At 71.3% G+C, this 25,608-nt stretch carries 26 protein-coding genes; 22 read left to right on the top strand and 4 right to left on the bottom strand.

Annotation, left to right across the window (positions count from 1 at the left end; translation table 11 throughout):
* Position 1: 1 nt before the first annotated feature.
* Entirely contained in the window at positions 2 to 376 is a 375-nt protein-coding gene (locus DPM19_RS02415) for a DUF742 domain-containing protein (RefSeq protein ID WP_111863090.1), read from the top strand.
* Complete coding sequence (locus tag DPM19_RS02410) at positions 357 to 989, top strand: GTP-binding protein (protein ID WP_111863089.1); 633 nt, start codon at positions 357 to 359, stop codon at positions 987 to 989. The genes DPM19_RS02415 and DPM19_RS02410 overlap by 20 nt, the downstream gene beginning before the upstream one ends.
* Positions 990 to 1,017: 28 nt before the next feature.
* Here the strand turns inward: DPM19_RS02410 and DPM19_RS02405 are convergent, their stop codons facing one another.
* Complete coding sequence (locus tag DPM19_RS02405) at positions 1,018 to 3,888, bottom strand: VWD domain-containing protein (protein WP_111863088.1); 2,871 nt, start codon at positions 3,886 to 3,888, stop codon at positions 1,018 to 1,020.
* Between the two features lie 138 nt (positions 3,889 to 4,026).
* The gene (locus DPM19_RS02400) at positions 4,027 to 4,857 is read right to left on the bottom strand and encodes a MerR family transcriptional regulator (protein WP_111863087.1); all 831 of its coding nucleotides are present in this window, start codon (positions 4,855 to 4,857) and stop codon (positions 4,027 to 4,029) included.
* Positions 4,858 to 5,001: 144 nt separating this feature from the next.
* On the opposite strand from DPM19_RS02400, the gene DPM19_RS02395 reads away from it, so the two are divergent.
* Positions 5,002 to 5,538, top strand: coding sequence for an SCP2 sterol-binding domain-containing protein (locus DPM19_RS02395; RefSeq protein ID WP_111863086.1), 537 nt, complete (start codon positions 5,002 to 5,004; stop codon positions 5,536 to 5,538).
* 66 nt (positions 5,539 to 5,604) lie between these two features.
* Positions 5,605 to 6,243 carry a mycofactocin system transcriptional regulator gene (mftR, locus tag DPM19_RS02390; RefSeq protein WP_233509747.1) on the top strand — a complete coding sequence of 213 codons (639 nt, stop codon included), beginning with the start codon at positions 5,605 to 5,607 and terminating at the stop codon, positions 6,241 to 6,243.
* Positions 6,244 to 6,247: 4 nt separating this feature from the next.
* On the opposite strand, the gene mftG is transcribed toward mftR, so the two are convergent.
* Positions 6,248 to 7,804 (bottom strand): mycofactocin dehydrogenase MftG, encoded by a 1,557-nt coding sequence (gene mftG / locus DPM19_RS02385; protein WP_111863084.1) that lies wholly within the window; start codon positions 7,802 to 7,804, stop codon positions 6,248 to 6,250.
* Positions 7,805 to 7,936: 132 nt separating this feature from the next.
* On the opposite strand from mftG, the gene mftA reads away from it, so the two are divergent.
* The 6 genes from mftA (at position 7,937) to mftF (ending at position 13,057) form a co-directional block, all read left to right on the top strand.
* Positions 7,937 to 8,059: a mycofactocin precursor MftA gene (mftA, locus tag DPM19_RS02380; protein ID WP_111863083.1), complete on the top strand. Its 123-nt coding sequence runs from the start codon at positions 7,937 to 7,939 to the stop codon at positions 8,057 to 8,059.
* Between the two features lie 20 nt (positions 8,060 to 8,079).
* Positions 8,080 to 8,355: a mycofactocin biosynthesis chaperone MftB gene (gene mftB, locus DPM19_RS02375; protein ID WP_111863082.1), complete on the top strand. Its 276-nt coding sequence runs from the start codon at positions 8,080 to 8,082 to the stop codon at positions 8,353 to 8,355.
* Positions 8,352 to 9,584: a mycofactocin radical SAM maturase gene (mftC, locus tag DPM19_RS02370; RefSeq protein ID WP_111863081.1), complete on the top strand. Its 1,233-nt coding sequence runs from the start codon at positions 8,352 to 8,354 to the stop codon at positions 9,582 to 9,584. Before mftB ends, mftC begins: the two co-directional genes overlap by 4 nt.
* A gap of 65 nt (positions 9,585 to 9,649) precedes the next feature.
* Positions 9,650 to 10,834, top strand: coding sequence for a pre-mycofactocin synthase MftD (mftD, locus tag DPM19_RS02365; protein ID WP_111863080.1), 1,185 nt, complete (start codon positions 9,650 to 9,652; stop codon positions 10,832 to 10,834).
* A gap of 1 nt (position 10,835) precedes the next feature.
* Entirely contained in the window at positions 10,836 to 11,564 is a 729-nt protein-coding gene (gene mftE, locus DPM19_RS02360; protein ID WP_111863079.1) for a mycofactocin biosynthesis peptidyl-dipeptidase MftE, read from the top strand.
* A complete protein-coding gene (mftF, locus tag DPM19_RS02355; protein WP_111863078.1) occupies positions 11,561 to 13,057 on the top strand; it encodes a mycofactocin biosynthesis glycosyltransferase MftF in 1,497 nt (498 codons plus the stop codon). Before mftE ends, mftF begins: the two co-directional genes overlap by 4 nt.
* A gap of 1 nt (position 13,058) precedes the next feature.
* Here mftF and DPM19_RS02350 read toward each other — a convergent pair whose 3' ends face one another.
* Positions 13,059 to 13,865, bottom strand: coding sequence for a mycofactocin-coupled SDR family oxidoreductase (locus DPM19_RS02350; RefSeq protein ID WP_111863077.1), 807 nt, complete (start codon positions 13,863 to 13,865; stop codon positions 13,059 to 13,061).
* A gap of 322 nt (positions 13,866 to 14,187) precedes the next feature.
* Here DPM19_RS02350 and DPM19_RS37010 point away from each other — a divergent pair, with 322 nt between their 5' ends.
* The 12 genes from DPM19_RS37010 (at position 14,188) to DPM19_RS02295 (ending at position 25,546) form a co-directional block, all read left to right on the top strand.
* Positions 14,188 to 14,385 (top strand): transposase, encoded by a 198-nt coding sequence (locus DPM19_RS37010; RefSeq protein WP_158566682.1) that lies wholly within the window; start codon positions 14,188 to 14,190, stop codon positions 14,383 to 14,385.
* 7 nt (positions 14,386 to 14,392) lie between these two features.
* The gene (locus DPM19_RS02340; RefSeq protein ID WP_111863075.1) at positions 14,393 to 15,616 is read left to right on the top strand and encodes a helix-turn-helix domain-containing protein; all 1,224 of its coding nucleotides are present in this window, start codon (positions 14,393 to 14,395) and stop codon (positions 15,614 to 15,616) included.
* Between the two features lie 90 nt (positions 15,617 to 15,706).
* The gene (locus DPM19_RS34730) at positions 15,707 to 16,003 is read left to right on the top strand and encodes a hypothetical protein (protein ID WP_146778720.1); all 297 of its coding nucleotides are present in this window, start codon (positions 15,707 to 15,709) and stop codon (positions 16,001 to 16,003) included.
* Positions 15,951 to 16,481, top strand: coding sequence for a DUF6879 family protein (locus tag DPM19_RS02335; RefSeq protein WP_111863074.1), 531 nt, complete (start codon positions 15,951 to 15,953; stop codon positions 16,479 to 16,481). Before DPM19_RS34730 ends, DPM19_RS02335 begins: the two co-directional genes overlap by 53 nt.
* Positions 16,482 to 16,488: 7 nt before the next feature.
* On the top strand, positions 16,489 to 17,364 hold the full coding sequence (locus DPM19_RS02330; protein WP_233509824.1) for a helix-turn-helix domain-containing protein: 876 nt from the start codon (positions 16,489 to 16,491) through the stop codon (positions 17,362 to 17,364).
* An 89-nt stretch (positions 17,365 to 17,453) separates the two neighbouring features.
* Positions 17,454 to 17,876: an ATP-binding protein gene (locus DPM19_RS02325; RefSeq protein WP_158566680.1), complete on the top strand. Its 423-nt coding sequence runs from the start codon at positions 17,454 to 17,456 to the stop codon at positions 17,874 to 17,876.
* A gap of 244 nt (positions 17,877 to 18,120) precedes the next feature.
* Positions 18,121 to 19,371, top strand: coding sequence for a methyltransferase, FxLD system (gene fxlM, locus DPM19_RS02320; protein WP_111863071.1), 1,251 nt, complete (start codon positions 18,121 to 18,123; stop codon positions 19,369 to 19,371).
* A gap of 20 nt (positions 19,372 to 19,391) precedes the next feature.
* Positions 19,392 to 19,565, top strand: a complete 174-nt coding sequence (locus tag DPM19_RS02315) for an FxLD family lanthipeptide (protein WP_199484786.1) — start codon at positions 19,392 to 19,394, stop codon at positions 19,563 to 19,565.
* Positions 19,566 to 19,642: 77 nt separating this feature from the next.
* Positions 19,643 to 22,444 (top strand): lantibiotic dehydratase, encoded by a 2,802-nt coding sequence (locus DPM19_RS02310; protein WP_233509746.1) that lies wholly within the window; start codon positions 19,643 to 19,645, stop codon positions 22,442 to 22,444.
* Positions 22,441 to 23,535 (top strand): lanthionine synthetase C family protein, encoded by a 1,095-nt coding sequence (locus DPM19_RS02305; RefSeq protein WP_111863069.1) that lies wholly within the window; start codon positions 22,441 to 22,443, stop codon positions 23,533 to 23,535. Before DPM19_RS02310 ends, DPM19_RS02305 begins: the two co-directional genes overlap by 4 nt.
* A 16-nt stretch (positions 23,536 to 23,551) precedes the next feature.
* Positions 23,552 to 24,304 carry a thiopeptide-type bacteriocin biosynthesis protein gene (locus DPM19_RS02300; protein WP_233509745.1) on the top strand — a complete coding sequence of 251 codons (753 nt, stop codon included), beginning with the start codon at positions 23,552 to 23,554 and terminating at the stop codon, positions 24,302 to 24,304.
* Between the two features lie 465 nt (positions 24,305 to 24,769).
* Positions 24,770 to 25,546, top strand: coding sequence for a class I SAM-dependent methyltransferase (locus tag DPM19_RS02295; protein WP_111863067.1), 777 nt, complete (start codon positions 24,770 to 24,772; stop codon positions 25,544 to 25,546).
* The last annotated feature ends 62 nt before the right edge of the window (positions 25,547 to 25,608 follow it).

Genomic DNA, 25,608 nt, shown 5'->3' with positions numbered 1-25,608 from the left:
TATGGAGTCCCCCAAGGAACGCCGTATCGGCTCCGATGCCGGGCCGCTCGTCCGTCCCTACGCGTTGACCGGAGGGCGGACCCGCCCCCAGGGGAAGCGGCTGGACCTCGTCACGATCCTGGTGGCCACCGGCGCCGTCTCCGATGAGTGGGCGCGGATGTCCCGCGACCAGCGGCGGCTGCTGGAGCTGTGCCGGACGCCGCACACCGTGGCCGACCTGACGTCGCAACTGGACCTTCCGCTGGGCGTGGTGCAGGTGCTCCTGGCGGACCTGTACCGGCAGGGCCTGCTCGAGGAGCACGCCGAGACCCCCCTGACCGCACGACCGGACCCCCGACTCCTGCAGAGAGTTCTCGATGACCTTCGCAGCCTCTGACGCAGCCTCCGGCGCACCTGCTGGCTCCTTCGCCGCCGCCCGGCTGCCCTTCGCCGGGCAGAACGGCGTCCACGTGGCGCTCAAGATCCTCATCGCCGGCGGCTTCGGTGTCGGCAAGACCACCCTCGTCGGCGCGATCAGCGAGGTCCGCCCGCTGCGCACCGAGGAGCAGCTCACCGACGTCGGGACGGGCGTGGACGACCTCGACGGGGTCGAACGCAAGACCACGACCACCGTCGCGATGGACTTCGGCCGCATCACCTTCCCCGACGGCATCACGCTCTACCTGTTCGGCACGCCCGGCCAGGAGCGCTTCTGGTTCATGTGGCGGGACATGGTCTTCGGCGCCATCGGAGCCGTCGTGCTGGCCGACACCCGCCGGCTGGCGAGCAGCTTCTCCTCGATCGACTTCTTCGAGGAGCACAACACGCCGTTCATCGTGGCGGTCAACTGCTTCGACGGGGCCAAGCGGCACACCACCCGGCAGATCCGGACGGCGCTCGACCTGGACCCCCGGGTCCCCATCGTGCTGTGCGACGCCCGGCGGCGCGACTCGGCCAAGCACGTCCTCACCACGCTGGTCCAGCACGCCCTCGACACCGACACGCGCTAGCGTTCCGGCGTCGCGGGCGCGCCGGACCTCAGGGGGTCAGGCGGACGCGGTAGGCGCCGGTCGTCAGCGCGTCCCCGTACACCACCACCCGGTGGGGGCCGTTCTCGTTGAGGGTGATCTTCGCGGTGTCCTGGCAGGTGCGGACGTAGGCGACCGCGCCGTAGGCACCCGACGGCGCGTACATGGTGTACCGCAGGGTGCCGGCGTTGGGGTCGGCCGGGCAGGTGTCGAGGCCGTCGAACATCACGGTCTGCCCGGCGGTGCCGGTGAAGGTGTGGACGTCGTTGGCGCCCGGCATGTCGAGCGTTCCGGCCAGTGTCCCGCCCACGCTCGCCGGGATCGCGCGGTCGGCGCGCACGCCCAGGATCCGTGCCCGGTACGCCCCGGAGACGCCCGGGTCCCCGTACACCACCAGCCGGTGGGTCCCGGTCTCCTTCAGGACGATCCGCCCCGCGTCCTGGCAGGTGCGCAGGTAGGCCACCTGGCCGTAGGCCCCGGACGGCCCGTACACGGTGTAGCGCAGGGTGCCGGCGTTGGGATCGGCCGGGCAGGTGTCGAGGCCGTCGAAGTAGACGATCTGCCCGGCGGTGCCGTCCAGCCGGTACTCGTGGCGCTGCCCCGGCTGCTCGACGGTGCCGGCGAACAGCAGGGTCGCGCCGGGTGCGGGCAGGGGACGCTGGGCGCCGACCGGCACCGCGGTGCCCTCCCCGGGGGCGGTGGCCGTCCCCTCGGCGCGGCGGGCGGCGGCGTCCGCGAACGCGCGCTGGCCGGTGACCGCGACGTCGTAGGCGCATTCCCGCAACGCCACCGGGTCGGTGACCCCGGCGTTCCGGCAGATCTGCTCGGCGGCCTCCAGCGCCGCCCTGGACGGGCCGGGGGCGTCCAGGTCGGGGAAGCTCCGATCGGTGAAGGTCCTGGTGCTCTGCCCCGGCCCGTAGTCGAACAGGGACGTGGTGCCGGTGACCCGCCAGCTGTCGGCGTACTCGCGGTGGACGTCCTTGGCGGACGGCTGCGCGCCCAGCGACCTGCCGCCGCGTATCACCAGGTCGTCGGCCGGGTTGCCGTTGAAGTTCCCCAGGATCCCCGACAGCCGGTTCCGCAGCGACTCCGCCGGGGCGATCTGCACGTCCAGGCCCCAGCCCTCGATGGGCGCCACCCGGATCTCGGTCTCGCCGACCACCACGCCCACGGTGCGGCGCCCGCTCCCGTCCGGAAGGTCCTCCCCGTACAGCACCGTCCCGCCGGGCAGGGTGACGTCACCGGCGCGCAGCGAGGCGGTGGTGCCGTTGACCGTCACCTGCGGTGAGCCCCCGGGGTTGCGGTGGATCCCGACGCGGTTCTGCCCGGCTTTGACGGCCACCGCGGACACCACCGCGACCGTCCGCGACCCCGGGAAGGGGCTGTGCCTGGCCTGCACCTCCAGCGTGCCGTCGCCGCTGCGGGCCATGACGAACTCCCCGACCGACTGCAGGTCGTAGTAGCGCTGGTCGAAGGTACGCAGATGCGGGTCGCCGTTGTTGGACCCGCAGGACGTCCGGGAGCAGTTGCGGCGTTCCTTGGCACCCTTCTTCGGCGGCGTGCGGGGCTTCTTGCACTCGCCCAGGCCGTTGGGCAGGGTGTTGTTGCCGCTGTAGGCGGTGCGCGGCTTCAGGCCCGGTTGGGTCGCCCGGTACAGGTTCTCGTTGATCGTGGCCTTGATCTCGGCGACCATGTCGTCGCCCGGCCTGCGGCCGCAGCTCGCCGGGTTGTCGGCCCCGCGGGCGTAGTCGTCGGCGTGGCTGAGCTCGTGGTAGAGCGTCGAGCACTTCTCCGGGACGACCTGGTCGTCGAAGGGCTCGGTCTCGTTGGGATCCCATTCGACGGTGGATCCGGTGCCCGGCCCGGGCCGGCCGTTCTTGCCGAGCGTCCCGTTCTTGATGTTGTCCGGGGCGGTGCGGGAGGAGGAGATGTTCGGGTTGGACCTGATGTAGGGACGTTCCTTGATGCGCACGGTGCGCTTGGAGTTCTTGACCCGGGTGTACACGCCCGCCGGGTCCCCGCTGGCGGCGAACTTGGCGAAACAGCCGTTCACCTCGGCCTCGAACGAGCCGCTGCCCTGGATGTCGATCTTGGCCTCGGCGGGCCGCCCGGTCAGGCCCACGATCGACACGACCAGGGCGGCCACGAAGACCCCGGCCCCGAACGGCCCCGGGTGCCAGTGCCGGCGCCGCCTGCGCCGCCGCCGCGCGGCCGACAGCAGCAGGAGCAGGACCACCAGCATCAGCAGCCCGGCGGCCGCGGCCCCGGCGGCCGCCAGCGGGACCAGCGGTACACCCGTGTTCTCCCACCACCGGTCGCCCGTCACGGTGAACCGCGCGACCACGTCCCCGGACGGCGTCGCGCAGCCGGACGTCTCCCCCGGCGGCGGCGTCCATCGGGCCGTCATCTCGTACTTCCCCCGGCGGTCCACCGGCCACAGCGTGGTCAGGTAGGGGCCGTGCTGCGACCAGGACACCGAGGGGACCGTGACCTCCCCGTACAGCGAGGGACCGGTGGCGTCCAGGGCGGCCGAGCCGCCCGGCGGGAGGGTCGCCATGGCCCGCGCCCGCATCCCCGGCAGGGGGCGGTTGTAGTAGGCGGCGGTGATCCGTGGCTGGACGGGCTCGCCGTCCCGCCGCACCGAGGTGATCGCCAGGGCGCCTTCCGCGAGCACCGCGACCCGGCAGGGCGTCGGCCCGGTGTTGGTGAGCCGGAACCGCAGGGGTACCGGCCGGCCCTCGACTATTTTCTCGTCCGGCTGCGCGACCGTCAGCCGTAGCGGACCGCCGTCGGCGCGCGCGGCGGGTGCGCCCGCCGCCAGCACGCCCATCAGTACGAGCAGCGGAAGGAACGCCGAGACCAGCAGGCGGGCCACGCGCATGGGACCTCCAGGGACGTGATGGCCTGCGGCGGCGCACCCCGTACGACCACCGCGTCCCATGAGATACCGATATGCCGGACTAAGTTCGCTAGAACCGGAATGTCCTCCTGCGCGAGGGGCGTCAGGCCCGGAACCCGCTCATTCCGCGGGCTTCCGCGGGTCGCCCTCGGGCGGCCGCGGGAGGCGATGCGGGTCGGCGGGGCAATCATGCCGGGCGATGTTCTTGATCTGGTCGCTGAAGGTGGCCATGACCTCGGCGTACATGCTGCGGGCGAGCAGGCCGTGGACGGCGGACTGGGCGAGCGGCCGGAGCCGGGTGATGAGCTGCGTGACGTCGGGCAGGTCCGTGCGCCCGTGATGGCCGGGGGCGTCGTCGAGGCCGGCGTGCCGGACGGTGAGGTCGACGAAGCGGCGGGCGATGCCCCGGCAGTCGTCGGCGATCTGCGCGGCGATGTCGAAGACGGTCTCCAGGGGGATCCCGGCGGCGACGAGTTCCGCGCCCACGTTGAGCAGCCGCGGGCTGGGGACGCGGTAGCGGTCTCCGGCCGGCTCGATGAACCCGAGCCGCTCGGCCCGCTCCAGGAAGCCGCCCAGCCGCTCGGCCGGCAGGGCGGCCCGCTGCTCGGGGGTCAGGCCGGGGAAGAACAGCTCGCCGAGCTGCCGGAGGGTGAGATGGCCGGGGATCTCGTCGGTCCAGGGGTCGGTGAGGACCTTCTCCAGGCCCAGCAGCTCACCGAGGTCGTGGCCGCGCTCCCAGGCCGAGATCAGCTCGGCGATCGAGGCGAAGGTGTAGCCGCGCTCCTGGAGCTGCACGGTCAGCCGGATGCGGGCGAGGTGGGAGTCGTCGTACAGGCCGGTCCGGCCGTGCCGCTGGGGCGGGGGCAGGACGCCGCGTTCCTGCAGCGCCCGCACGTTACGGACGGTGGTGCCGGCGGCCCGGGCCAGCTCGTCGATGCGGTAGGTCGCCATGAACGCAGTTTCCCCTGTTCTCAGGTCCGGTTCGGTGGAGTCCTTGACGTTTCATGATCCCATCTCCAGAATCTGAGCCATCAAGAAACGTGCCAGATATTTATGGCACAAAGATATCCGGCCCCGAAAGAAGTGGAGAGATTGATGGGCAACGTTCTGGACACCTTGCTGCGCGAGGCGGCCGAGCACGGCCCCGACACCGCGGTGAACGGCCTGAGCGGCGACGACGCCGCCCGGCTGGCCCAGGAGATCAGCACGCCCGGCGAGCTGCGCCGGCTCGTGGAGATCACCGACGACGCGGCCGCGTTCGACCGGCTCGTCGAGCACGTCCTGCGGAAGTCCGACGGGGACCTGCTGCTCGACCGCGTGTTCGACCTGATGCCCGGCCGCTACCTCGGCGAGCGCTTCCCCAACGAGCGCGGCACGATCGAGTGGCACATCAGCACGCCCGACGGCCCGCGGATCTACCACCTGACCGTCGCCGACGGCCGCGCCGAGTCGGCCCGCGGCCCCGCGCCGGCGGCCCGCACCACGCTCATCCTGACCGCCCCCGACCTGCTGCGGCTGTGCGCGGGCACCCTCAACGGTGTCACCGCGTTCATGGAGGGCACCCTCAAGCTCAAGGGCGACATGCTCTTCGGCACCAAGCTCCCGGCGGCCTTCGACCTGAGCACGACCTGAGCACGGCCTGAGCCGTCCCGGCGCTCCCGTCGCGTGGGCGGCGGGAGCCATGGGAACCTGGTGTCCGTGACCTCGGATGGCGGAAGGGCCGGTGCCCAGCGGATCATGGGCAGGCCGCGGGTGACCTCGCGGGCCGCGCTGGAGCGGCTGGCCTTCGAGCTGTTCGCCCGGCAGGGATTCGACGAGACCACGGTCGACGACATCGCGACGGCGGCGGGGATCGGGCGGCGGACGTTCTTCCGCTACTTCTCCTCCAAGAACGACCTGGTGTGGGGCGACTTCGAGGACCAGTTGCGGAAGCTGCGCACGCTGCTGGAGCGGACCGACCCGGACACCCCGATGATGGACGCGGTACGCCGGGCCGTGGTGGAGTTCAACCGGTTCGACCCGACGGACGTGCCCTGGCACCGGCAGCGCATGCAGCTCATCCTGGGCGTGCCGACCCTGCAGGCCGACGCGACCCTGCGCTACATCTCCTGGCGGGCGGTCATCACCGGATTCGTGGCCGAGCGCACCGGCCTGCCGGCCTCGGCGATGATCCCCCGGCTGGCCGGCAACGTCGTCCTCGCCGCCTCGGTCGCCGCCTACGAGCACTGGCTGTCGGACGAGGGCACGGCGGCGCTGTCCGACCTGATGGACGAGGCGATCCGGCAGGTCGGAGCCGGCCTGGCGGCGGTGCTGGAGGGCGCCGGAACCCGGGCGTGAACCGTCAGCCGGAATCCCGGCGGATGGCGTCGGCGATCACCTCGCCGATGAGGACCGCCGTGGCGGCGGGGCCGCGCAGCGGCGCCACCGGCAAGATCGAGGTGTCGGCCACGCGGAGGCCGGCCAGGCCGTGCACCCTGCCCTGGGCGTCGACGGCCGCGGCGGGGTCGCCGGCCGGGCCCATCGGCACGGTGCCGCAGGTGTGCTGGGCCGTGCCGAGCCGGGCGCGGACCCACCGGTCGAGCAGGCCGTCGTCGTCCAGCGTCCCGGCCGAGGGCTCCACCAGCCCGCGGGACACCTCGCCGAAGGCCCCGGTGGCCACCACGGCGGCCGTCGCCCGCACCGCCTCGCGCAGCCGGCGCCGGTCGGCGCCGGTCTCCAGGTACCCGTAGTCGACGTGCGGCGGGACCTCGGGGTCGGCCGACACGGTGCGCAGCCCGCCGGCGGTCCGCGGGGCGTGCACCGACGCGAGGAAGGCCAGGGGCGCGCCGGGAACCGCCGGCAGCCCGCCGACCAGCCCGGCCATCGGCACGAGGGACTGGAGGATCTCCAGGTCCCCCGCCGGGTCGCCGCCGGACGAGGGCAGGTGCAGGGCACCGCCGAGCCAGGAGCCGGACAGCCCGTCCATCGGCCGCCGCGGCGTCCACTCCAGGACCACCTGCGGGTGGTCGCTGAGCGCGGCGCCCACCGCGGGCAGGTCGTGGACGACGGGAATGCCACCACGCGCGAGGTCCCCGGCGGGGCCGATCCCTGACAGGTGCAGCAGGTGCGGCGAGGCGAGGGAGCCCGCGCACAGCACGACCTCTCCCGCCGCCAGCACCGCCGGCCGCCGGTCGCGCTCGACCACGACCCCGGTCGCCCGGCCCCGGCCGACGACCACCGACCGCACCGGGCAGTCCCCCACCACGGTGAGGTTGGGCCGGCCGGCCGCCGCGCCGAGCAGGTAGGCGATGCCGGTGTTGATCCGCCGGCCGTCCACCGCGTTCGACGGCGGCGCGCCGAATCCGGGCGCGCCCTGGGCGTTCTTGTCGGGCTCCGCCGGGTGGCCCAGTTCGCGGGCGGCGGCCTGGAACGCGGCGGCGGCGGGGTGCCCCAGGCCGGGGCGGCGGACCGGGATCGGGCCGCGGTCGCCGTGCAGCGGGGTGGCCCCGTGGTCGAGGTCGGTCTCCAGGGCGCGCAGGAAGGGCAGCACCCGCTCGTAGGACCAGCGGGCGTCGCCCGCCCGGGCCGACCAGAGGTCGAAGTCCGCGCGCCGGGCCCTGATGAAGTAGCCGCCGTTGACGGTGGTCGAGCCGCCGAGGACGCGTCCTCTGGCCGCCAGGTAGCGGCTGCGGGGCGTGAGGTGGACGGGGAACGTCCGGACGGCGGCGTGCCCGGGTTGCGCGCCGGGGATGAGCCGCGCGTCCAGCAGGTCCGCGGGGAACCCGTCCGGCGCCTGCGGCACCGGCCCCGCCTCCACCACCAGCACCTCGCGGTCGGGGTCCTCGCTGAGCCGGGCCGCCAGGGCCGCACCGCTGCCGCCGGCACCGACCACCAGGACGTCCGGACGCCGTGCGCTCATCCGCGAATCCGATAAATCATCTCGGGAGCCTTTCTTTTGGCACTCGATGCACTTAGTATCCCTCCCAGTCCAGGTGGTACCGGCCGCGCCACACCGGCACGGACGGCCACCCCACCAGCCGAGGAGGCACCCATGGACATCGCAGCCCCCGAGAACCAGGTCCTCGACCAGGCCGACGACCGCACCGAGGAGCCCGCCGTCGTCGACTCCCTCATCGAGGAGGTCTCGATCGACGGCATGTGCGGCGTCTACTAGACCCGGACACCGGATCCGCCATGTCCGAGATCGACCTGGACCGCGCCTGGGACCTGCACCCGCAGGTCTCGGTGCGCCCGGAACCCTTCGGCGCGCTCCTCTACCACTTCGGGACCCGCAAGCTGTCCTTCCTCAAGGATCTCCGCCTGCTGGCGGTCGTGCAGTCCCTCGGCGACGCGCCCACGGCCCGGGCCGCCTGCACGGCGGCCGGGATCCCCGACTCCGACCTGGCCCGTTACAACGCGGCGCTGACCGCCCTCGTCTCGTCGTCCATGGTCGTCGAAAGGACCCCATGACCGTCACCGAACCCGCAGCCGGGACGCGGCTGGTCGACCTGTTCGAGCGCGGGCTCAACTCGCCGATCTGCCTGACCTGGGAGCTCACCTACGCCTGCAACCTCGCCTGCGCGCACTGCCTGTCCAGCTCGGGACGGCGCGACCCGCGCGAGCTGAGCACCGCCGAGGCCAAGGCCGTCATCGACGAGCTGGAGGCCATGCAGGTCTTCTACGTCAACATCGGCGGCGGCGAGCCAACCGTCCGCGCCGACTTCTGGGAACTGCTGGACTACGCCACCGCGCACCACGTGGGCGTCAAGTTCTCCACCAACGGCGTCCGGATCACCCCCGAGGCCGCGCGGCGGCTGGCCGCCAACGACTACGTCGACGTGCAGATCTCGCTCGACGGCGCGACCGCCGAGGTCAACGACGCGGTGCGCGGCCCCGGCTCCTACGACACCGCCCTGCGCGCCATGCGCAACCTCGCCGACGCCGGCATGAAGAACTTCAAGCTGTCGGTGGTGTGCACCCGGCACAACATCCCGCAGATGGACGCGTTCAAGGAACTCGCCGACACCTACGGCGCCCAGCTCCGGCTCACCCGGCTGCGCCCGTCCGGCCGGGGCGCCGACGTGTGGGACGAGCTGCACCCCACCCAGGAGCAGCAGCGCGAGCTGTACGACTGGCTGCTCGCGCACGGCGAGAGCGTGCTGACCGGGGACTCCTTCTTCCACCTGTCGGCCTACGGCCAGGCGCTGCCCGGGCTCAACCTGTGCGGCGCCGGGCGGGTGGTGTGCCTGATCGACCCGGTCGGCGACGTGTACGCCTGCCCCTTCGCCATCCACGAGGAGTTCCTGGCAGGGAACGTGCGGGAGCCCGGCGGTTTCGCCGGGGTCTGGCGCGACTCCGAACTGTTCCGGGAACTGCGCGAACCGCAGACCGGCGGGGCCTGCAGCTCGTGCGCCTTCTACGACAGCTGCAAGGGCGGCTGCATGGCCGCCAAGTTCTTCACCGGCCTGCCGCTGGACGGCCCCGACCCCGAGTGCGTCCAGGGCCACGGCGAGGCGCTGCTGGCCCGGCGGCCCGAGGACCGGTCCGGCATCCCCAAGCCGTCGGTCGACCACTCCCGCCGCACCGCCCCGGCCCGCCGGGGACCGGTGCCGCTGCAGCTCACCCGCCGCCCCGACCTGGAGCGGCCACCGGTGAGCGCCTGCGCCGAGGACCCCCTGGCGGGTCTGCGGGTCACCTGAGACAACCCCCCGGCGGCGGGCGGGCGCACGGCCCGCCCGCCGCCCCGTGGCTAGGAGACATCCTGATGCCGAGAAACCCCTGGTTCGAGACCGTCGCCGAGGCCCAGCGCAGGGCCAAGAAGCGGCTGCCGGGCATGGTCTACGGCGCGCTGGTCGCCGGCTCCGAGCGCGGCCGGACCATCGACGACAACATGCAGGCCTTCGCCGACCTCGGCCTGGCCCCCCGCGTCGCCGGTCACCACGCGCAGCGGGACCTGTCCACCACGGTGCTGGGCGTCGAGACGTCCTTCCCCGTGGTCATCTCCCCCACCGGAGTGCAGGCCGTACACCCCGACGGCGAGGTCGCGGTGGCGCGCGCCGCCGCCAACCGGGGCGTCATCATGGGCCTCAGCTCGTTCGCGAGCAAACCCGTCGAGGAAGTCGCCGAGGCCAACCCCAACACCTTCTTCCAGATGTACTGGAGCGGCGACCGGGACGCGATGATCCAGCGCATGGAGCGCGCCCGGAAGGCCGGCGCCAAGGCGCTCATCGCCACGCTGGACTGGTCGTTCTCCAACGGCCGGGACTGGGGCAGCCCCGCCATCCCCGAGCGGATCGACCTCAAGACCATGGTGCGGATGGCCCCCAAGGTCCTCCCCCGGCCCGGCTGGCTGTGGCGGTTCCTCAAGACCGGCCGCATCCCCGACCTGACCGCGCCCAACCTCCAGCCGCCGGGCGGCACCGCCCCCACCTTCTTCGGCGCCTACGGCGAGTGGATGCAGACCCCGCCGCCCACCTGGGACGACGTGAAGTGGCTGCGCGAGGAGTGGGGTGGCCCCTTCATGCTCAAGGGCGTCACCCGGGTGGACGACGCCAGGAAAGCCGTCGACGCGGGGGTCAGCGCCCTGTCGGTCTCCAACCACGGCGGCAACAACCTGGACACCACGCCCGCCACGATCCGGGTGCTGCCGGCCATCGCGGAGGCGGTCGGCGACCAGGTCGAGGTCCTGCTCGACGGCGGCGTGCGGCGCGGCGGGGACGTGGCCAAGGCGCTCGCCCTGGGCGCCCGGGCCGTGCTCGTCGGCCGCGCCTACCTGTGGGGCCTGGCCGCCAACGGGCAGGCCGGGGTGGAGAACGTGCTGGACATCCTGCGCGGCGGCCTGGACTCGGCCGTGCTGGGCCTGGGCCACTCCAGCGTCCACGACCTGTCCCCGGACGACCTGGTCATCCCGCCCGGCTTCCGGCTGACGCTGGGCGGCGGGGCGGACTGACATGCCGGGGGACGGCGATCTGGCGGGCGCCGCCTGGCCGGACATCCGGGCGGACCCGCTGGTCCTGGTGCCGGTCGGCTCGACCGAGCAGCACGGGCCGCACCTGCCGCTGTCCACCGACACCGTGATCGCCCGGGCCGTCGCCGAACGCGTGGCCGGCGCGCTGGCCGGCCCCCCGGTGCTCGTCGCACCGGCGATCGCGTACGGCGCCAGCGGCGAGCACGCCGGTTTCCCCGGCACGATCTCGATCGGGCAGGAGGCGCTGCGCGCCGTGATCGTGGAGACCGTGCGCTCGCTCGCGCTGTGGGCCGGGCGGGTCGTCTTCGTCAACGGGCACGGCGGCAACGTCGCCGCGCTCGACGCCGCCGTGCGCCGGATGCGCGCCGAGGGGCACCAGGTCGCCTGGGCGGGCTGCGGCGTCCCGGGCGGCGACGCGCACGCCGGGGTCACCGAGACCTCCGTCATGCTGCATCTGGCCCCCGAGCTGGTGCGGCCGTTCGACGCGGTCACCGGGGAGACCCGGCCGCTCGCCGCGATCATGCCCGCGCTGGTCGCCCAGGGGGTCCGCGCCGTCTCGCCGTCCGGTGTCCTCGGCGACCCAGCCGGGGCCTCGGCCGGGCGGGGCGACGAGATCGTGCGGGCCATGGTGGCGTCCGTCGCCCGCCGGGTCGGCGGCGGGCGGGTGGACGCCCGGGGCCGGCTGCTCGACCCCGGCGGGGCCGGGCCGTGAGCGCCCCGTCGTCCCGGCGTTCCTTCGCGCTTCCCGCGGACTTCCCCGTCGCGCTGGACCAGGGCACGTCCCTCTGGTCGGGCGGGCGGGTGGCCGCCGGCGGCGCGCCCTGGAAAGTGGTGCGGCTGGCCGAGGCCGCCCGGCCGCACCTGGCGGCGCTGCGCCGGGCAGGCGGGCGGGGCCTGGCCGACCCCTCGCCCGTCGGGCGGGCGCTGGCCCGCCAGCTCCTCGACCACGGCCTGGCCCGTCCGGTTCCGGCACCGCGCCCCGGCCCGCACGACGTGACGGTCGTGATCCCGGCCTTCGGGCGGGCCGACGAGCTGGAGCGGTGCCTGGCGGCCATCGCGGGCGTGCCGGCGATCGTGGTGGACGACGGGTCGCCGGACCCCGGGCCGCTGCGCCGCGCGGCCGCGGCGCACGGCGCGCGGCTGGTGCGGCACGCCCGCAACCGGGGCCCCGCCGCCGCGCGCAACACCGGGCTGCGGCTGGTGGAGACCCCGTTCGCCGCGTTCGTGGACTCCGACTGCCGGCCCCGGGACGGCTGGCTCGACATCCTCATACCGCACTTCGACGACCCGCGGGTCGCCGCCGTCGCCCCCCGGGTGCTGCCCCGGCCCGGGGACCTACGGCTGCTGGCCCGGTACGAGGCCGTCCGGTCCGCGCTCGACATGGGCGGCCGGCCCGCGCTGGTGCGCCCGGGCGGCCGGCTCGGCTTCGTGCCGACCGCGACCCTGCTGGTGCGGGTGGCGGCGCTGGCGGGAGACCCGTTCGACGAGGAGATGCGGCTGGGCGAGGACGTCGACTTCGTCTGGCGGCTGGGGGACCGCGGGTGGAACGTCCGTTACGAGCCCGCCGCCCAGGTCACCCACACGCCGCGGCTGCACCCGGTGGGCTGGGCCCGGCGGCGGCACGAGTACGGCACGTCCGCCGCCGACCTGGCCCGGCGGCATCCCGGCCGGCTCGCCCCCGCCCGCCCGTCGCTGTGGAACCTGGCCGTCCTCGGCCTGCTCGCCCGGGGGCACCCGGTGCCGGCCGTCGCGTGCGGGGGTCTGGCGGCGGCGCTGCTGGCCCGGCGGCTGGCACGGCTGCCCGCCGGGCCGGAGCTGGCCGTCACCATCGTCGCCAAGGGCGTCGTCGCCGACGCCGCCGGGCTCGGGCACGCGCTGCGCCGCGAGTGGTGGCCGGTCGGCCTGCTCGCCCTGGCCGGCTGCGGGCGCCGGACACGGTCGGGCGGCCTCGCCCGCGCCGCCGCCGCGGCGATGGTCACGCCCATCGCGCTGGAGTGGCTGCGGGAGCGGCCCGCCGTCGATCCCGCCCGCTACCTCGTCCTGCGGCTCGCCGAGGACGTCGCCTACGGGTCCGGGGTCGCGGTGGCGGCGGTCCGCGCGCGCTCGGCCGCTCCGCTGCGCCCGGACGTCCGCCTGCCCGAGGCGCTCTCGTCCCTCCGCCGGAACGGGTGGACGAGAGCGCGGCTCGGCCGTGGTGCGCGGTGACCTACCGGTTGAGGGCGCCGAGGTCGACGCGCATCTGGGCGCCGGTGATGTACTTGCCCTCGTCGGAGGCCAGGAAGGCGACCATGTTGGCGATGTCCTCCGGCTCGACCACCTGGTAGGGCAGCGTCCCCATGTAGAGGGGGCCGAGGAGGGGCGACTGCTCCAGGTACTCCTGCATCGAGCCGTCGGTCATGCCGGTCCGGACACCGTGCGGGTGGACCGTGTTGACCCTGATGTCGTGCTCGCCCAGCTCGTTGGCCAGGGTCTTGGCCAGGCCGACGACACCGTGCTTGGAGCTGGCGTAGTGGGCGAGGAAGGGCAGCCCCTTCAGGCCCGCCACCGAGCTGGTGATGATGATCGAGCCGCCCTGGCCCTGCTCGATGAGCGTCGGCACGGTGGCCTTGACCGTCTTCCACACCCCGGTGAGGTTGATGTCGATCAGGTCCTGCCACTGCTCCTCGGTGATCTCCCAGGTGCGGCCGTAGTTCACGATGCCCGCGTTGGCCACCACGATGTCCAGCCGGCCGAACCGGGCGACGCCGTCCCGGACCACCGCCTCCAGCGCGGCCAGGTCGCGCACGTCCGCCTGCCGGACCAGGGCGCCCCGGCCCTGCTCCTCGACGAGCTTGGCCGTCTCGTCCAGCTCGTCCTGCGTGGCCTCGGGGTACTTGACGTACGCGCTGGGGTTCCCGGCGATGTCGATCGCGATGATGTCCGCGCCCTCGGCGGCGAGCCGGACGGCCTCCGCGCGCCCCTGGCCCCGAGCGGCACCGGTGATGAAAGCGACCTTGCCGGTCAAGCGTCCCATGGGTTACCTCCACGTTGGTGGGCCCGACGACGCAGGACAGCTGGCCTTGGAACGCAACAAACGCCCGCGGGAGGTCGGGCCGATAAGCAGTCCGAGCCATGATGGCACCCGGTGCCAAAAAGGACAAGGGGTGGACTTCACCAGGTGAGAGACACTTCCACTAGCCGTCGGTGCCGTCTTGGACTTCCCCGTAGCGCGGACAGTTTGATAGTGCTCCTGTTTGACGGGCATGGGTGTTGAGAGAGATATGGTTCGACGATCTTCCGAAGGAGATCGTTCGTGCCTGTACCACCCTCCGGAGTTCCGGTAACGCGCGATCGAGTTGGCCCGTCAGGGCGACAAGCCGGTCTCGTTGATCGCGAAAAGTCTCGGTATCAGCGAGTCGTGTCTGCGTAATTGGACGGCTCAGGCCGACGCCGATGCCAGCGGCAATCCTGGCAGGTTGAGCACCGCGGAGAAGAAGGAACCGGCCCGGTTTACGGACTCGCTGATGCGCTGGGTGGAGGGGCGTGAGACATAGTGGTCTTGTGCTTGAAGAACGAGAGACCATCGGCGAGCGCGTGAAGCGGTACCGGTTGCGCCTGGGTCTCACCCAGGCTGACCTCGCCGCGGAGCTGGGGCGGAGCCAGGGGTGGGTGTCGAAGGTCGAGCGTGGTCTGATCGAACTGGACAGCGCTGCGCTCATCAACAGGCTGGCCTCTGCCCTTCATGTCCATCCCAATGACCTCATCGCCCGGCCGTACATCTCGGCTCCCGAGGAGAACCGGTGGCAGGTCTCGGCCTCAACGATCGTTCGGGAGCTGCGCCGCTACGACCTCGCTCCGGTCTTCGACGGCCGACCGGCCTCGTCGGCGGCCCTGTGGAAGCGAACTCGGCAGCTTCATGCGCTCCGCGACGCGGCGCTCAACAGCAAGGTGCTGGAGCTGATCCCCGATCTGCTGCGGGAAAGCCGGGCGCTGGCAGAGGCCGCCGCTGGTCGAGAGCGTGAGGAGGCGTATGCGGTCTACGCGGTCGCCTGCAAGTTCGCACATACGGCGGCGCATTCGCTCGGACACCCCGAGTTGGTCGCGATCGCCGCAGAACGCGCCACCTGGGCTGCGGATCGGTCCGGAGACCCGGTGCTGCCTGCGGTGGCAGCGTGGATGCGGATGTGGGACATGTGGACCACCGAGGACTACGCCGACGCACTCGCTTTGGGGGCGAAGGCTCAGCACATGCTCGATGAGCCCTACCATGCCGGGGAGCCTCTCGCCCTGCGTGCGTGGGGGGCGATCGCCCTACGCGCGGCGGTTTCGGCCGCAAGGAGTGGCGCGGCAGAGCAGGCGAGCGGATGGATCACGGTCGCAGGTGAGGCTGCAACCCGCTTGGAGCCTGCGGCGGTCGACTTCTTCGACCGACATTCCCTCACCTTCTCAGCGGGCAATGTTGCAGTACACGGCGTCTCCGTCGCGATCGAGGTCGGAGAGCACGACCGGGCGCTCGCGCTTGCAGAACGCAGTGACCCTCGTGTTATCGCGGCGTTGCCGGCGTCCCGTCAGGGTCACCATCACATGGATCTGGCCAAGTGCCGGCTGTGGACCGGCGACCGCGAGAAAGCCTTGGCGGAACTTCAGGTGGCCGAACGGATCGCACCTCAGCTTGTACGGAACCATCCGGTCGCGCGGGCGACGCTACGGTCTCTCGTGTACGCCGAGCGGGTGAGCCTGCGGGAGGCACTACGCGGCATGTCACAGCGATTCCACCTCGACTGAGCTGCGGGTATTCCTCCGGTTCATGTCGGTCAGGGGGCAGCGCCCTACGGTGAGCGTGGCAGTTCGCGCCACGACCGGAGGTGCAAGGTCATGCAATCCCCTGATACTGGAGACGGCATTGTCGTTAGCTTCTACGTCAAGGACCCCGACTCGTCGGGCGACAAGATGTGCGAAACCTTCTACGCCACTGATCGTGACTCCTGGGTCGTGCAGGGGAAGCGACGCGGCGCGAAGGTCGCGGCGCAACTCGTCGCGCTCGGCGATGATGAGACGTTCTGCGAGTTGTCCACCCGGACCATCGATCACTTCGTCCGGAAGTACGTGAAGGAGCGCTATGGAGTCGATCTCGACACAGCGATGGTCGGACCTGATCGACAACGCCCGTGACGTGCTCAAGATCGAGCTACGGGACTACTACGGTACCGATGCTGCGGTGTTCGACAACTGGCGGTCCGGCGACCTGGACGCTGTGACCGCTCACTATCGTCGCTGGTTGGAGTACTTCACGACCGCGTACATGGAAACCGGCCGATCCTTCAATCGGGTGAGAGTGGTTTCCGAGCCTCTGTCGGATTACCAGCGCATGGCCGTCATCCACAGCGGGATCACCGTAGATGCCGGTGAGGGTCTGCGGTGGCTGCCCCGCCGTCTGGTGTCCGTAGAGGCCCTACCTGGCAACGACTGCCTGATACTTGACGACAGCGCGGTGGTCTTCAACGTGCTGGACGCGGATGCGAGCGAGCTGGTGGAGGCGCAGTACTCCACCGAGCCTGACGTGGTGAAGTTCTGCCGTGACGCCTTCGACCGGGCGTGGAGGCTTGCGGTCCCGCACCACGAGTACCGCGCCCAGACGATCTCCGCTTGAGCCCTTGGTGTCAGATCATCAACCATCCGAGGCGGCCAAGCAGGCCCTCGGCGTTCGGCTTCGAGATCTACGTCTGGATGTCGGCCTGTCCGCTGCGGCCCTAGCCGCCAGAACCGGCTTCTCGGCATCGAAGATCTCCCGGAGTGAGAGCGGAAAAACACGCCTGTCCGAGGCCGATATCCGCACGTGGGTACTCGCCTGCGGTGCCGAAGGACGGCTCCCGGAACTGATCGCTGCGAGTCGCGAAGTCGATTCAATGTGGCTGGAGTACCGGCGGCGGCTCAAATTGGGGCAGGCGGCGATCCAGGCGCAGGGGCTCTCTGAGTTCGAGGGCGTAAAGCTGGCGCGCATCTACGAGTCGCTCCACGTCCCCGGCATTCTCCAGACGTTCGAGTATGCCCGGACCCAGCGTCTGATCTGGGCACGATTGCATGGCCTGTCGGTCCACGACGTGGACATCGCAGCTCGCAACCGGCTGACCATGCAGCCCCTCGTCACTGAGGGCGGTGGTCCGGCTTTCTCGTTCGTGCTCGAGGCGACCGTGCTGTACAACGTGATCGGCGGAGCCGACGCCATGGCCGAGCAGCTCGATTTCCTCAGCAGCTTGGTCGCAGCGGGTCCACGCAGACCACATGTCGCGGTCGGCATCATCCCCCTTGGCGCGACTCGGAAGCTCTTTCCAGGCGAGGGCTTCTATCTGTTCGACGACCGCAAGGTATGGCAAGAGTTCTGGTCCGGCGTTCTCCAGACTTCACAGCCTACCGATTTGACCTATTTTGGGAAGGTTTTCGACCATCAGCAGCGTCACGCCGTCTACGGAGACGCCGCCCAGCAGGAAATCCAGGCCGCGAAGAATTTCGTGCAAGGTCGTGCAACGCCCTAGCCGCCGCCGTGGTCCCCGCGTCAGTGTCAGGTGACGCAAAGTTCGCCTTCGAGTAGGGAACTGCCGCTCACCGAACCCTGGGGTCACTCGTGACGTTCTCCGTTCTCCCTTCGATCAATGATCCGCAGTGCTTGCGTGCCTTCAAGCTCACGGTCGGTACCCGCGCACCCGAAGCGGCCCGTGGCAAGGTCACCGAGGCGCTGGGCAAGTGGGGACTCAGCACTCTGACGGAGGACGTCGCGCTGTGCGTGTCCGAGTTCGTGACGAATTCGCTGGTCAATGACGCCACCGAGATCCATCTCGTCATCGAACGGCACACGACCGAGACGATCGAGATCGCTGTCTGGGACGACGCTCCCGGAATGCCGCAGCGGCGAACGCCTGAAAAGACCGCCGAGGACGGACGAGGGTTGAACATCGTCGAAGCTCTGGCCGTCTCCTGGTGGACACAGGCGTCCGGCACAGGCGGCAAAACCGTCCGGGCCCGATTCGTCAGTGACGGTGAACGATGACCCCGGTCGAAGTCGCTGCGCGCCTTGATGCGCGGTGGCCGGAGTGAGCGGTGAGCTTCGGGCCGAGCAGCCGTCAGTTCGTCGCCCTGTACATCGGATCGGTCCTCCTCCCGGAGGGCTGGGAAACCGTGATCGTCTCGCGGAACTCGGAGCGGGTTGAGGACCGAATGGCGATCACGCAGGCAGCAGGACGACAGCAGGCCATCCGAACCGTGAGGGCCTAGACAAGCCGGGGAGAGGCAGCATGAGCATCGACACCGCGACGACCAGTTCCGCAGAGCTGCGCAACGCGCTCGTAGACAAGATCATCAAAGCTTTTGGTCGACTGGGGAACTCCATGCGTCCTGACGTCGAGCGCGCCCTGCGCACGGTCCCCCGAGAGCTCTTCACTCCGGGCATCCCGTTGGAGGAAGCCTACGCCGACACTGCGATCATCACCCGGCGCAGCGAGGACGGTGTGAACCTCTCCTCGATCTCGGCGCCGAACATGATCGCCGAGATGCTCAGGCAGTCCGCGGACGCGCTCGGTGAACTCACCGGACGTCACGTCCTCGAAATCGGTAGCGGCGGCTACAACGCGGCACTGCTGCGGGAGTTGGTCGGTCCGACAGGGTCAGTCACCACCGTAGACATCGACCCGGAGGTCACCGACCGGGCGAGCACCTGTCTGGACGCCGCCGGATACAACGACGTGACGGTCATCTGTGCCGATGCGGAGTTCGAGGTCGAGCCGCGCCGCTCCTACGACCTGATCATCGTGACGGTCGGTGCCTGGGACATCCCACCCGCGTGGAGCAGCCAGCTCACCGACACCGGGGTGCTGGTCGTCCCGCTGCGGACCCTGGGCATGACCCGTAGCTGGGCGCTGCGCAAGTCCGGCGGCCATCTGGTGAGCAGCAACCATCTGCTGTGCGGGTTCGTCCCGATGCAGGGCGCCGGCGAGAGCACCGGCCGCGCTGTCCCGCTGGCCGACGGCGTGCACCTGTGGCTCGACGAGGACGACAGCGCCCTCAGGCACGTCGACGGGGACGCGCTCGAAGGTGTGCTGGACACCGACCGGGCCGAGTCCTGGTCGCAGGTGTTCATCAAAGCGTGGCGGCCGGTCCCGGACCTGGATCTGTGGCTGGCGGCCCGCAGCCCCGGATTCGCGCTGCTTGTCGCCTCGCAGCCCGCCGTCGACAGCGGCCTGGTCAAGCCGGATCGCCGCTTCGGAAACGCCGCGTTCGTCGACGGGCCGAACCTCTGCTACCAGGCGGGCGTGCGTCCGAACGAGGAGAGGACCTTCTTCGAACTCGGCGCCTACGCCCACGGGCCGGACGCCACCGCCGCCGCCACCCGGATGACCGACCAGATTCGGGCGTGGGACGCGGCGGGCCGCCCGTCCCCGACCCTGCACGTCCACCCGGCCCGGACTCCTGCCCACGCTCTTCCCGGCGGCCTGGTGGTCGACAAGAGGCACAGCCGCCTCGTCATCACCTTCTCCACCCCCGAGTAGCACCGAAAGGAACGCCTCTGATGAACACCGACACCGACATGTCCGCTCCCGACACCGAGTTCCGCGCGGACGACTTCCTCCTCAACGTTCGGCTGGTCAGCAACGGACCCGCTCCCTGGGTGATCGGCGCCGACACCTCCGACAACTGCGGTAGCGGGAACACCGGCAGCAACGCCTGCACCACCAACTGCTGACGGTCCCGCCGATAGCGGCCCGGCCCCCGGTATCGGGGCCGGGCCACGACCCGGTTCGGACTCCCCTGGGGAGGAGCGTGAGCGTGTACGAGGCCGTCGATGCGGCCCTGATCCGGACGACGACGGCGCCTGCGGACCTGGACCTGCCGCCCTGGCCCGACCTGACCTGCGACGACCCCGCCGGGTGGCGGAGCTGGATGCGCCAGGTGTGGGCGCTGACCGAGTTCGCCGACGCGGTACGAGACGCCGCTCCTGACCTGGCCTTCCAGGTTGATCGGCACCTGGACGCGTCGCCCGCCGGAGGCGACCAGCGGCTACGACGGCTGCGGCGGATCGTGGAGGCCCTGGCACGCTACCTGCTGCGGTGGACGACGAGGGCGACGCCGTACGGCCGGTTCGCCGGTGTCGCGCCGATCACGTTCGGGCCGGTCACGGCCGTGCGTTCGGGCGAGAATCACCGCGTCGTGCACCGGCCGAGCGGACAGGGCATCGAGCAGCACGCCGACCAGGTGGAGCGGCGCCCCGACCTCGTGCGCCGCGTTCCGGTCATGACGAACCCGCTGGGATATGCCCGGGGCCGGGTGTGGATCGTGCCGTGCGCGTCCGCCGACACCGCCGGCACGTCCGACGTCGAGATCGACCTGACCGCCCCAGTCCGGCTCGCCGTCGACGCGGCCCGCCGTCCGATTCTGTTCGCCGACCTGGCCGCCGAGCTCGCGGCCGAGGCACCGTCCGTCGCCCCGCCGATGATCGACGCCCTGTTGGCCGGGCTGCTGGCGCATCGTGCCCTGGTCTCGGCGGCCCGACCCGCGATGACCGCGACCGACCCGACCGCCCACCTCACCCAGCACGCCGTCCCCGCCCCGGATGGCAGGGTCATGACCGACGTGCGGATCAACGACGCGGTGACGCTGCCGCCCGCGGTGCTCCGCGAAGCCGAACGCGCCGCCACCGCCCTCACCCGCATCGCCCCACCGATGCCGGTATGGGAGGACTACCACCGGGCGTTTCTCGACCGGTACGGCCCCGGCGCGGCCGTGCCGGTCCGTGAGCTCGTCGGCGACACCGGACTGGGGTTTCCCGCCGGATATCGCAGTTCGCGACGACGAACCCCGGACACGCTCACACCCCTCGATCTCACGCTCGCGCAACTCGCCCAGCAGGCCGCCCTCGACGGCCGCACGGTCGTGGACCTCGACGAAGGCCTGGCCCGCCGTCTCGCCCAGGCATCCGGCCAGGGGCTCGGCCGCGAGCCCGTCCCGCACACCGAGCTACGGTTCCACCTGGCCGCCGAGTCCCAGGCGGAGGTCGATGGCGGCCGGTTCACGCTCACCGTCATCAGCGGCGCCCGGCACGCGGGGGTGTCCACCGGACGGTTCCTGTACCTGCTCGACGCCGCCGACCTCGACCGGTTCCGCGCCACCTACCGGAACCTGCCGACGACGATGCCCGGCGCGCTCACCGTCCAGCTGTCGGGGCCGCCGCTGATGCCGGCGATGACCGGTACCGCCCGCGTGCCCGAGCTCCTTCCCAAGGTGCTGCCGGTAGGGGAGTTCGGGGAGGGTGCCGTCTCGCTGGATAACCTGGCGGTGACCGGGGACGCGCACCGTCTGTGGCTGGTGTCGCCGTCGCGTGAGTTCAGGCCGGTCGAACCGTTGCTGTTCAACGCCGTCGACCTGCCCGCCGGGCAGCAGCCGCTCCTGCGCTTCCTGGCCGAGATCCCGTACGCGTGGTCAGCGCCCTGCTGCCCGTTCACCTGGGGAAACATCGCCGGCGGGTTGCCGTTCCTACCCGCGATCCGCTACGGCCGCTCGGTCCTGAGCCCCGCCCACTGGACCGTCCCCGCCGCCGCCCTGCCTGGCCGCGGCGCTTCCTGGAGCACCTGGCGACACGCATGGGAACAACTGTCCGCCGCGCAGCGGATACCGGACGCGGCGCTGCTCGGTGACCGCGACGTCCGGGTTCGTCTCGACCTCACCGAGCCCGCCCACCTGGCACTCCTACGCAGCCACCTCGATCGGAACCCGACCGCACCACTCACCCAGGCCCCCGGCCCCGCAGGCTGGATCGACGGCCGAGCCCACGAGATCACCCTCACCCTCACCCGACGGCACACCATGCCGCCGTCCCGGACCAGCCGGCCCGTCCGGCTCACCACCACCCTCCGGCACCACCCCGGCCGGTCGCCCTGGCTGTCCGTCCACCTCCACGGCCGCACCGATGACGTCCTCACCCGGCTGGGCGGCCTGGTCGATGGCGTCGACGGCTGGTGGTTCATCCGCTACCCCACGCCCGGCCAGGTCGACCAGCATCTCCGGCTCAGAATCCCACTTCCCGGACCGGACGCCTTCGCCGGCGCCGCCGCCCGCCTCGCGGACTGGGCCACCGCCCTGCACGACGACGGGCTCCTGTTCGACTACACAATCACCACCTACCGGCCGGAACCCCGCTTCGGTACGGGCCTGACCCTGGCCGCCGCCCACCAGGTGTTCGCCGCCGACTCCCGCGCCGCCCTCACCCTCCTGGCCGCGCAGCAGGACCGGTCCACCGGCACCGCCGCCGGAATGCTCCATATCGCCGACGGTTTCACCCTCGGCGACGGGGAGCGGTGGCTCATCGACCACGTCGACCACCGCGGCGGCCCGCCGCTACGCGACCGACTGCCCGCCGCCCGCCCGAGCGACGAGCGTCTGCGGGCGGCACTCGCCGGCTACCGGGCCGCGATCGACCATGACGGCCTGGACCCGGACCAAGCTCTCGCCGATCTACTCCACCTCCACCACGCCCGCACCATCGGCGTCGATCCGGACTCCGAGCGGTACTGCCTGCGCCTGGCCCGCGCCGCCGCTCGTGCTCACCGCGCCCAAAGCTCCCTATGACGCCCGGCCAGTCACTGTCCGGCGGCGCCGCCGGAACCGCGCTCCTGCACATCGAACACGCCCGCACCGACCCCGCCGCCTGGTCGACCGTGGCGGCCACGCTCACCCGGGCCGTCGCCGACGGGGTCACCACCGCACCGGTGGCGAGCCTCTACTACGGCGCCCCGGCACTGTCGTTCGTCCTGCACACCGCCGACGGACTACCAGGCATCGACCAGGCGACCGCGACCGTCGACGCGGGCACCGCGACCGTGACGCGCCACCGCCTCGACACCGCGCACCGCCGCATCGACCGCCACCAACAGCCCCTCCTCGCCGAATACGACCTCATCGGCGGACTGACCGGCATCGGCGTCGCCCTACGACGCAGCAGCAGCACCGACCTACTCGCCGACGTCCTCACCTACCTCGTACGGCTCACCGAACCCATCGGTGGACTCCCCGGCTGGTGGTGCCCCAGCGGCCCCAACCGCACCGGCCCCGGCCCACCCGGTGGCCACTCCAACCAAGGCGCCGCCCACGGCATCACCGGCCCGCTCGCCCTGTTGGCGGTCACGCTGATCGACGGCATCCACGTCCCCGGCCACGTCGACGCGATCACCCGCATCACCGGATGGTTGGACACCTGGGAGCAGCACACCGACGACGGCGATCCCTGGTGGCCGGAGATCATCACACTCGACGACCTCCACGCCGGGCGCCTCTCCCAGACGGGACCGCTGCGCCCCTCCTGGTGTTACGGAACCCCGGGCATCGCTCGCGCCCAGCAGCTCGCCGCTCGCGCTCTGGGCGACACCGCCCGCCAGCACCACGTCGAGACCGCGTTCATCACCTGCGTCACCGACCCTCGACAGGTCGACCGCCTGATCGACCGAGGCCTGTGCCACGGCACTGCCGGACTCCTGGCCACCGGCCGCCGGATCGCCGCCGACGCCCTCACCCCGATCCCCCTCACGCCGCTCCTGCACCGCCATCAAGGCCACGCAGCCCCAGACGCCGAACCGCCAGGGCTCCTCGAAGGCTCATCCGGCGCCGCCCTCGCCACCGCCGGAACCCTGACGTCCTGGGACGCCTGCCTCCTCCTCGTCTGAAGGGACATCCCCGATCGTGAACGAACACTGGGCACAGGTGAACATCACCTATCCCGGCAACGACCCACGCGAACGCGAACACCGCGCGGTCGACCACCTCACCCGCGCCCTCCCCACCGCCGAGAACGACGGACTCATCACCGCATGGTGGTTCATCCGCAAAGGCCCCTGGCGCATCCGCTACCGCCTCGCCGACGGCCACAACACCGACCCACTCCACCCGATCATCACCGACGGCATCACCTGGACCCGTGACATCTACGAACCCGAAACACACGCCTTCGGTGGCCCCGCCGGCATGAACATCGGGCACACCCTGTTCCACGCCGACAGCCGCCACCTGCTCCCCTTCCTCACCGCCGATCCGGCCGACCGACGCGAACGATCACTCGTCCTGTGCACCGCGCTCATGCACGCCGCCGGACTGGACCTCAACGAACAAGGCGACGTCTGGGCACGCCTCGCCGAACAACGCGCACCGTTCCTGAACGCCCTACCAGACAACGACACCTGGCAGTCCTTCACCCGCAACGTCCACCGCCTCATCACCAGCGACCCCGACACGGACCTGATGGACGGCCAGTGGCTCACCGCATTCACCGACGCGGGACGAGCGCTACGAATCCTGCAAGAACGCGGCGAACTCACGCGCGGGGTACGCGCGATCACCGCCCTCCACGTGATCTTCCACTGGAACCGGATCGGGCTCACACCATCGACCCAGGCGACCCTCGCACACGCCGCCAAAGACGCGATCTTCGGCCAATGACACCTGTACGAGCCCGCAGGGCCTGTACGGTCTCTGACTCTGACTCACTTTCGGTGGTAACCGAGCGTGGCCATGAAGCGACCTTGCCAGCCAAGCGTCCCATGGGTTGCCACCACGTTGGTGGGACCTGACGACGCAGGACAGCCGGCCTTGGAACGCAACAAACGCCCGCGGGAGGTAGGGCGGATAAGCAGTCCGAGCCATGATGGCACCTAGTGCCAAAAGGACAAAAGCCAAGCCCTACCAGGCGAGAGGCGCTTTTCAGGCCAACCCGTCGTACCCCGCGCGGTGGAAGTGTGGGGGCACACACGCCATCTGGCTGTCCTACAGGCGTGGGACATCCCCGTTGCCCGAGAATGAGGCTGCGCCCCGGATCACCGTCGTTCCCGGTCCGCTCGGCGCCGCACACCATCTGGTGTCCGTTTGCCTCCGGAACGGCTGCTTCCCACCATTGAGAGGATCTTCATGAGCAAGTTCGCCGGAGCCGCCGCCTACTACCAGACCTTCAGGCCCGGCATTCCCGAAGAGGTGGCGCGAACTCTGGTGGAGGCCGCCAGGCGAGACGCTCCGGCGACCACCCTTCTCGATCTGGGGACGGGCACCGGCCAGGTGGTTCAGGCGCTTCACCCGTACTTCGCCGACATCGTGGCGGTCGACCCTGACAAGGAACTTCTTCGCCTGGCCGAAACCAACCTCAGCGGTGTGGCCGGCCTGCGGCTCGTCCAGGCCCGCGCCGAGGACTTCGCTCCGGCGGAGGGGTGGAAGGCGTCCTTGGTCACGATCTGCCGGGCCTTCCACTGGATGGACCAGGACCTCGTCCTGCGCCGGCTCTCGGACCAGGTGGCCCCCAGCGGCGTCGTCGCCGTCTTCGGCGACAGCAGTTTCTGGGCCGCCGACAACGACTGGAAGAAGGCCGTGCGAGCCGTCATCCAGCAGTTCCTGGGCGAGGAGCGCCGTGCGGGGAGCGGAACCTTCAAGCACCATGACAAGCCCTACAGCGAAATCCTCGCCGAGTCGCCCTTCAACCGGGTCGCGGAGATCGCCCTCCCGGTCCGGCGCACCTGGACCCGCGAGACGATCCTCGGTTACCTCTACTCCACGTCTTTCGCGGCCCGCCATCTCTTCGGGGATCAACTGGAGGACTTCGAAGCCGCCGTCACCGCCGTACTCGCCGAATACTCCTCCGACAACACCTACTTCGAGGACAACGAGTTCCTCATCAGGTTCGGTCGGCGGCCTTGAACCGGCGGGCCCCGCGCTGCGTGCTCGGCGAGCATCCGACCATGGCCGACCGATCCGCAACA

It is taken from the genome of Actinomadura craniellae, from assembly GCF_003289645.1.
Taxonomy (GTDB): domain Bacteria; phylum Actinomycetota; class Actinomycetes; order Streptosporangiales; family Streptosporangiaceae; genus Actinomadura_D; species Actinomadura_D craniellae.
Note: the sequence above shows the minus strand (reverse complement) of the source record. Positions and strands in the feature narration are given on the sequence as shown.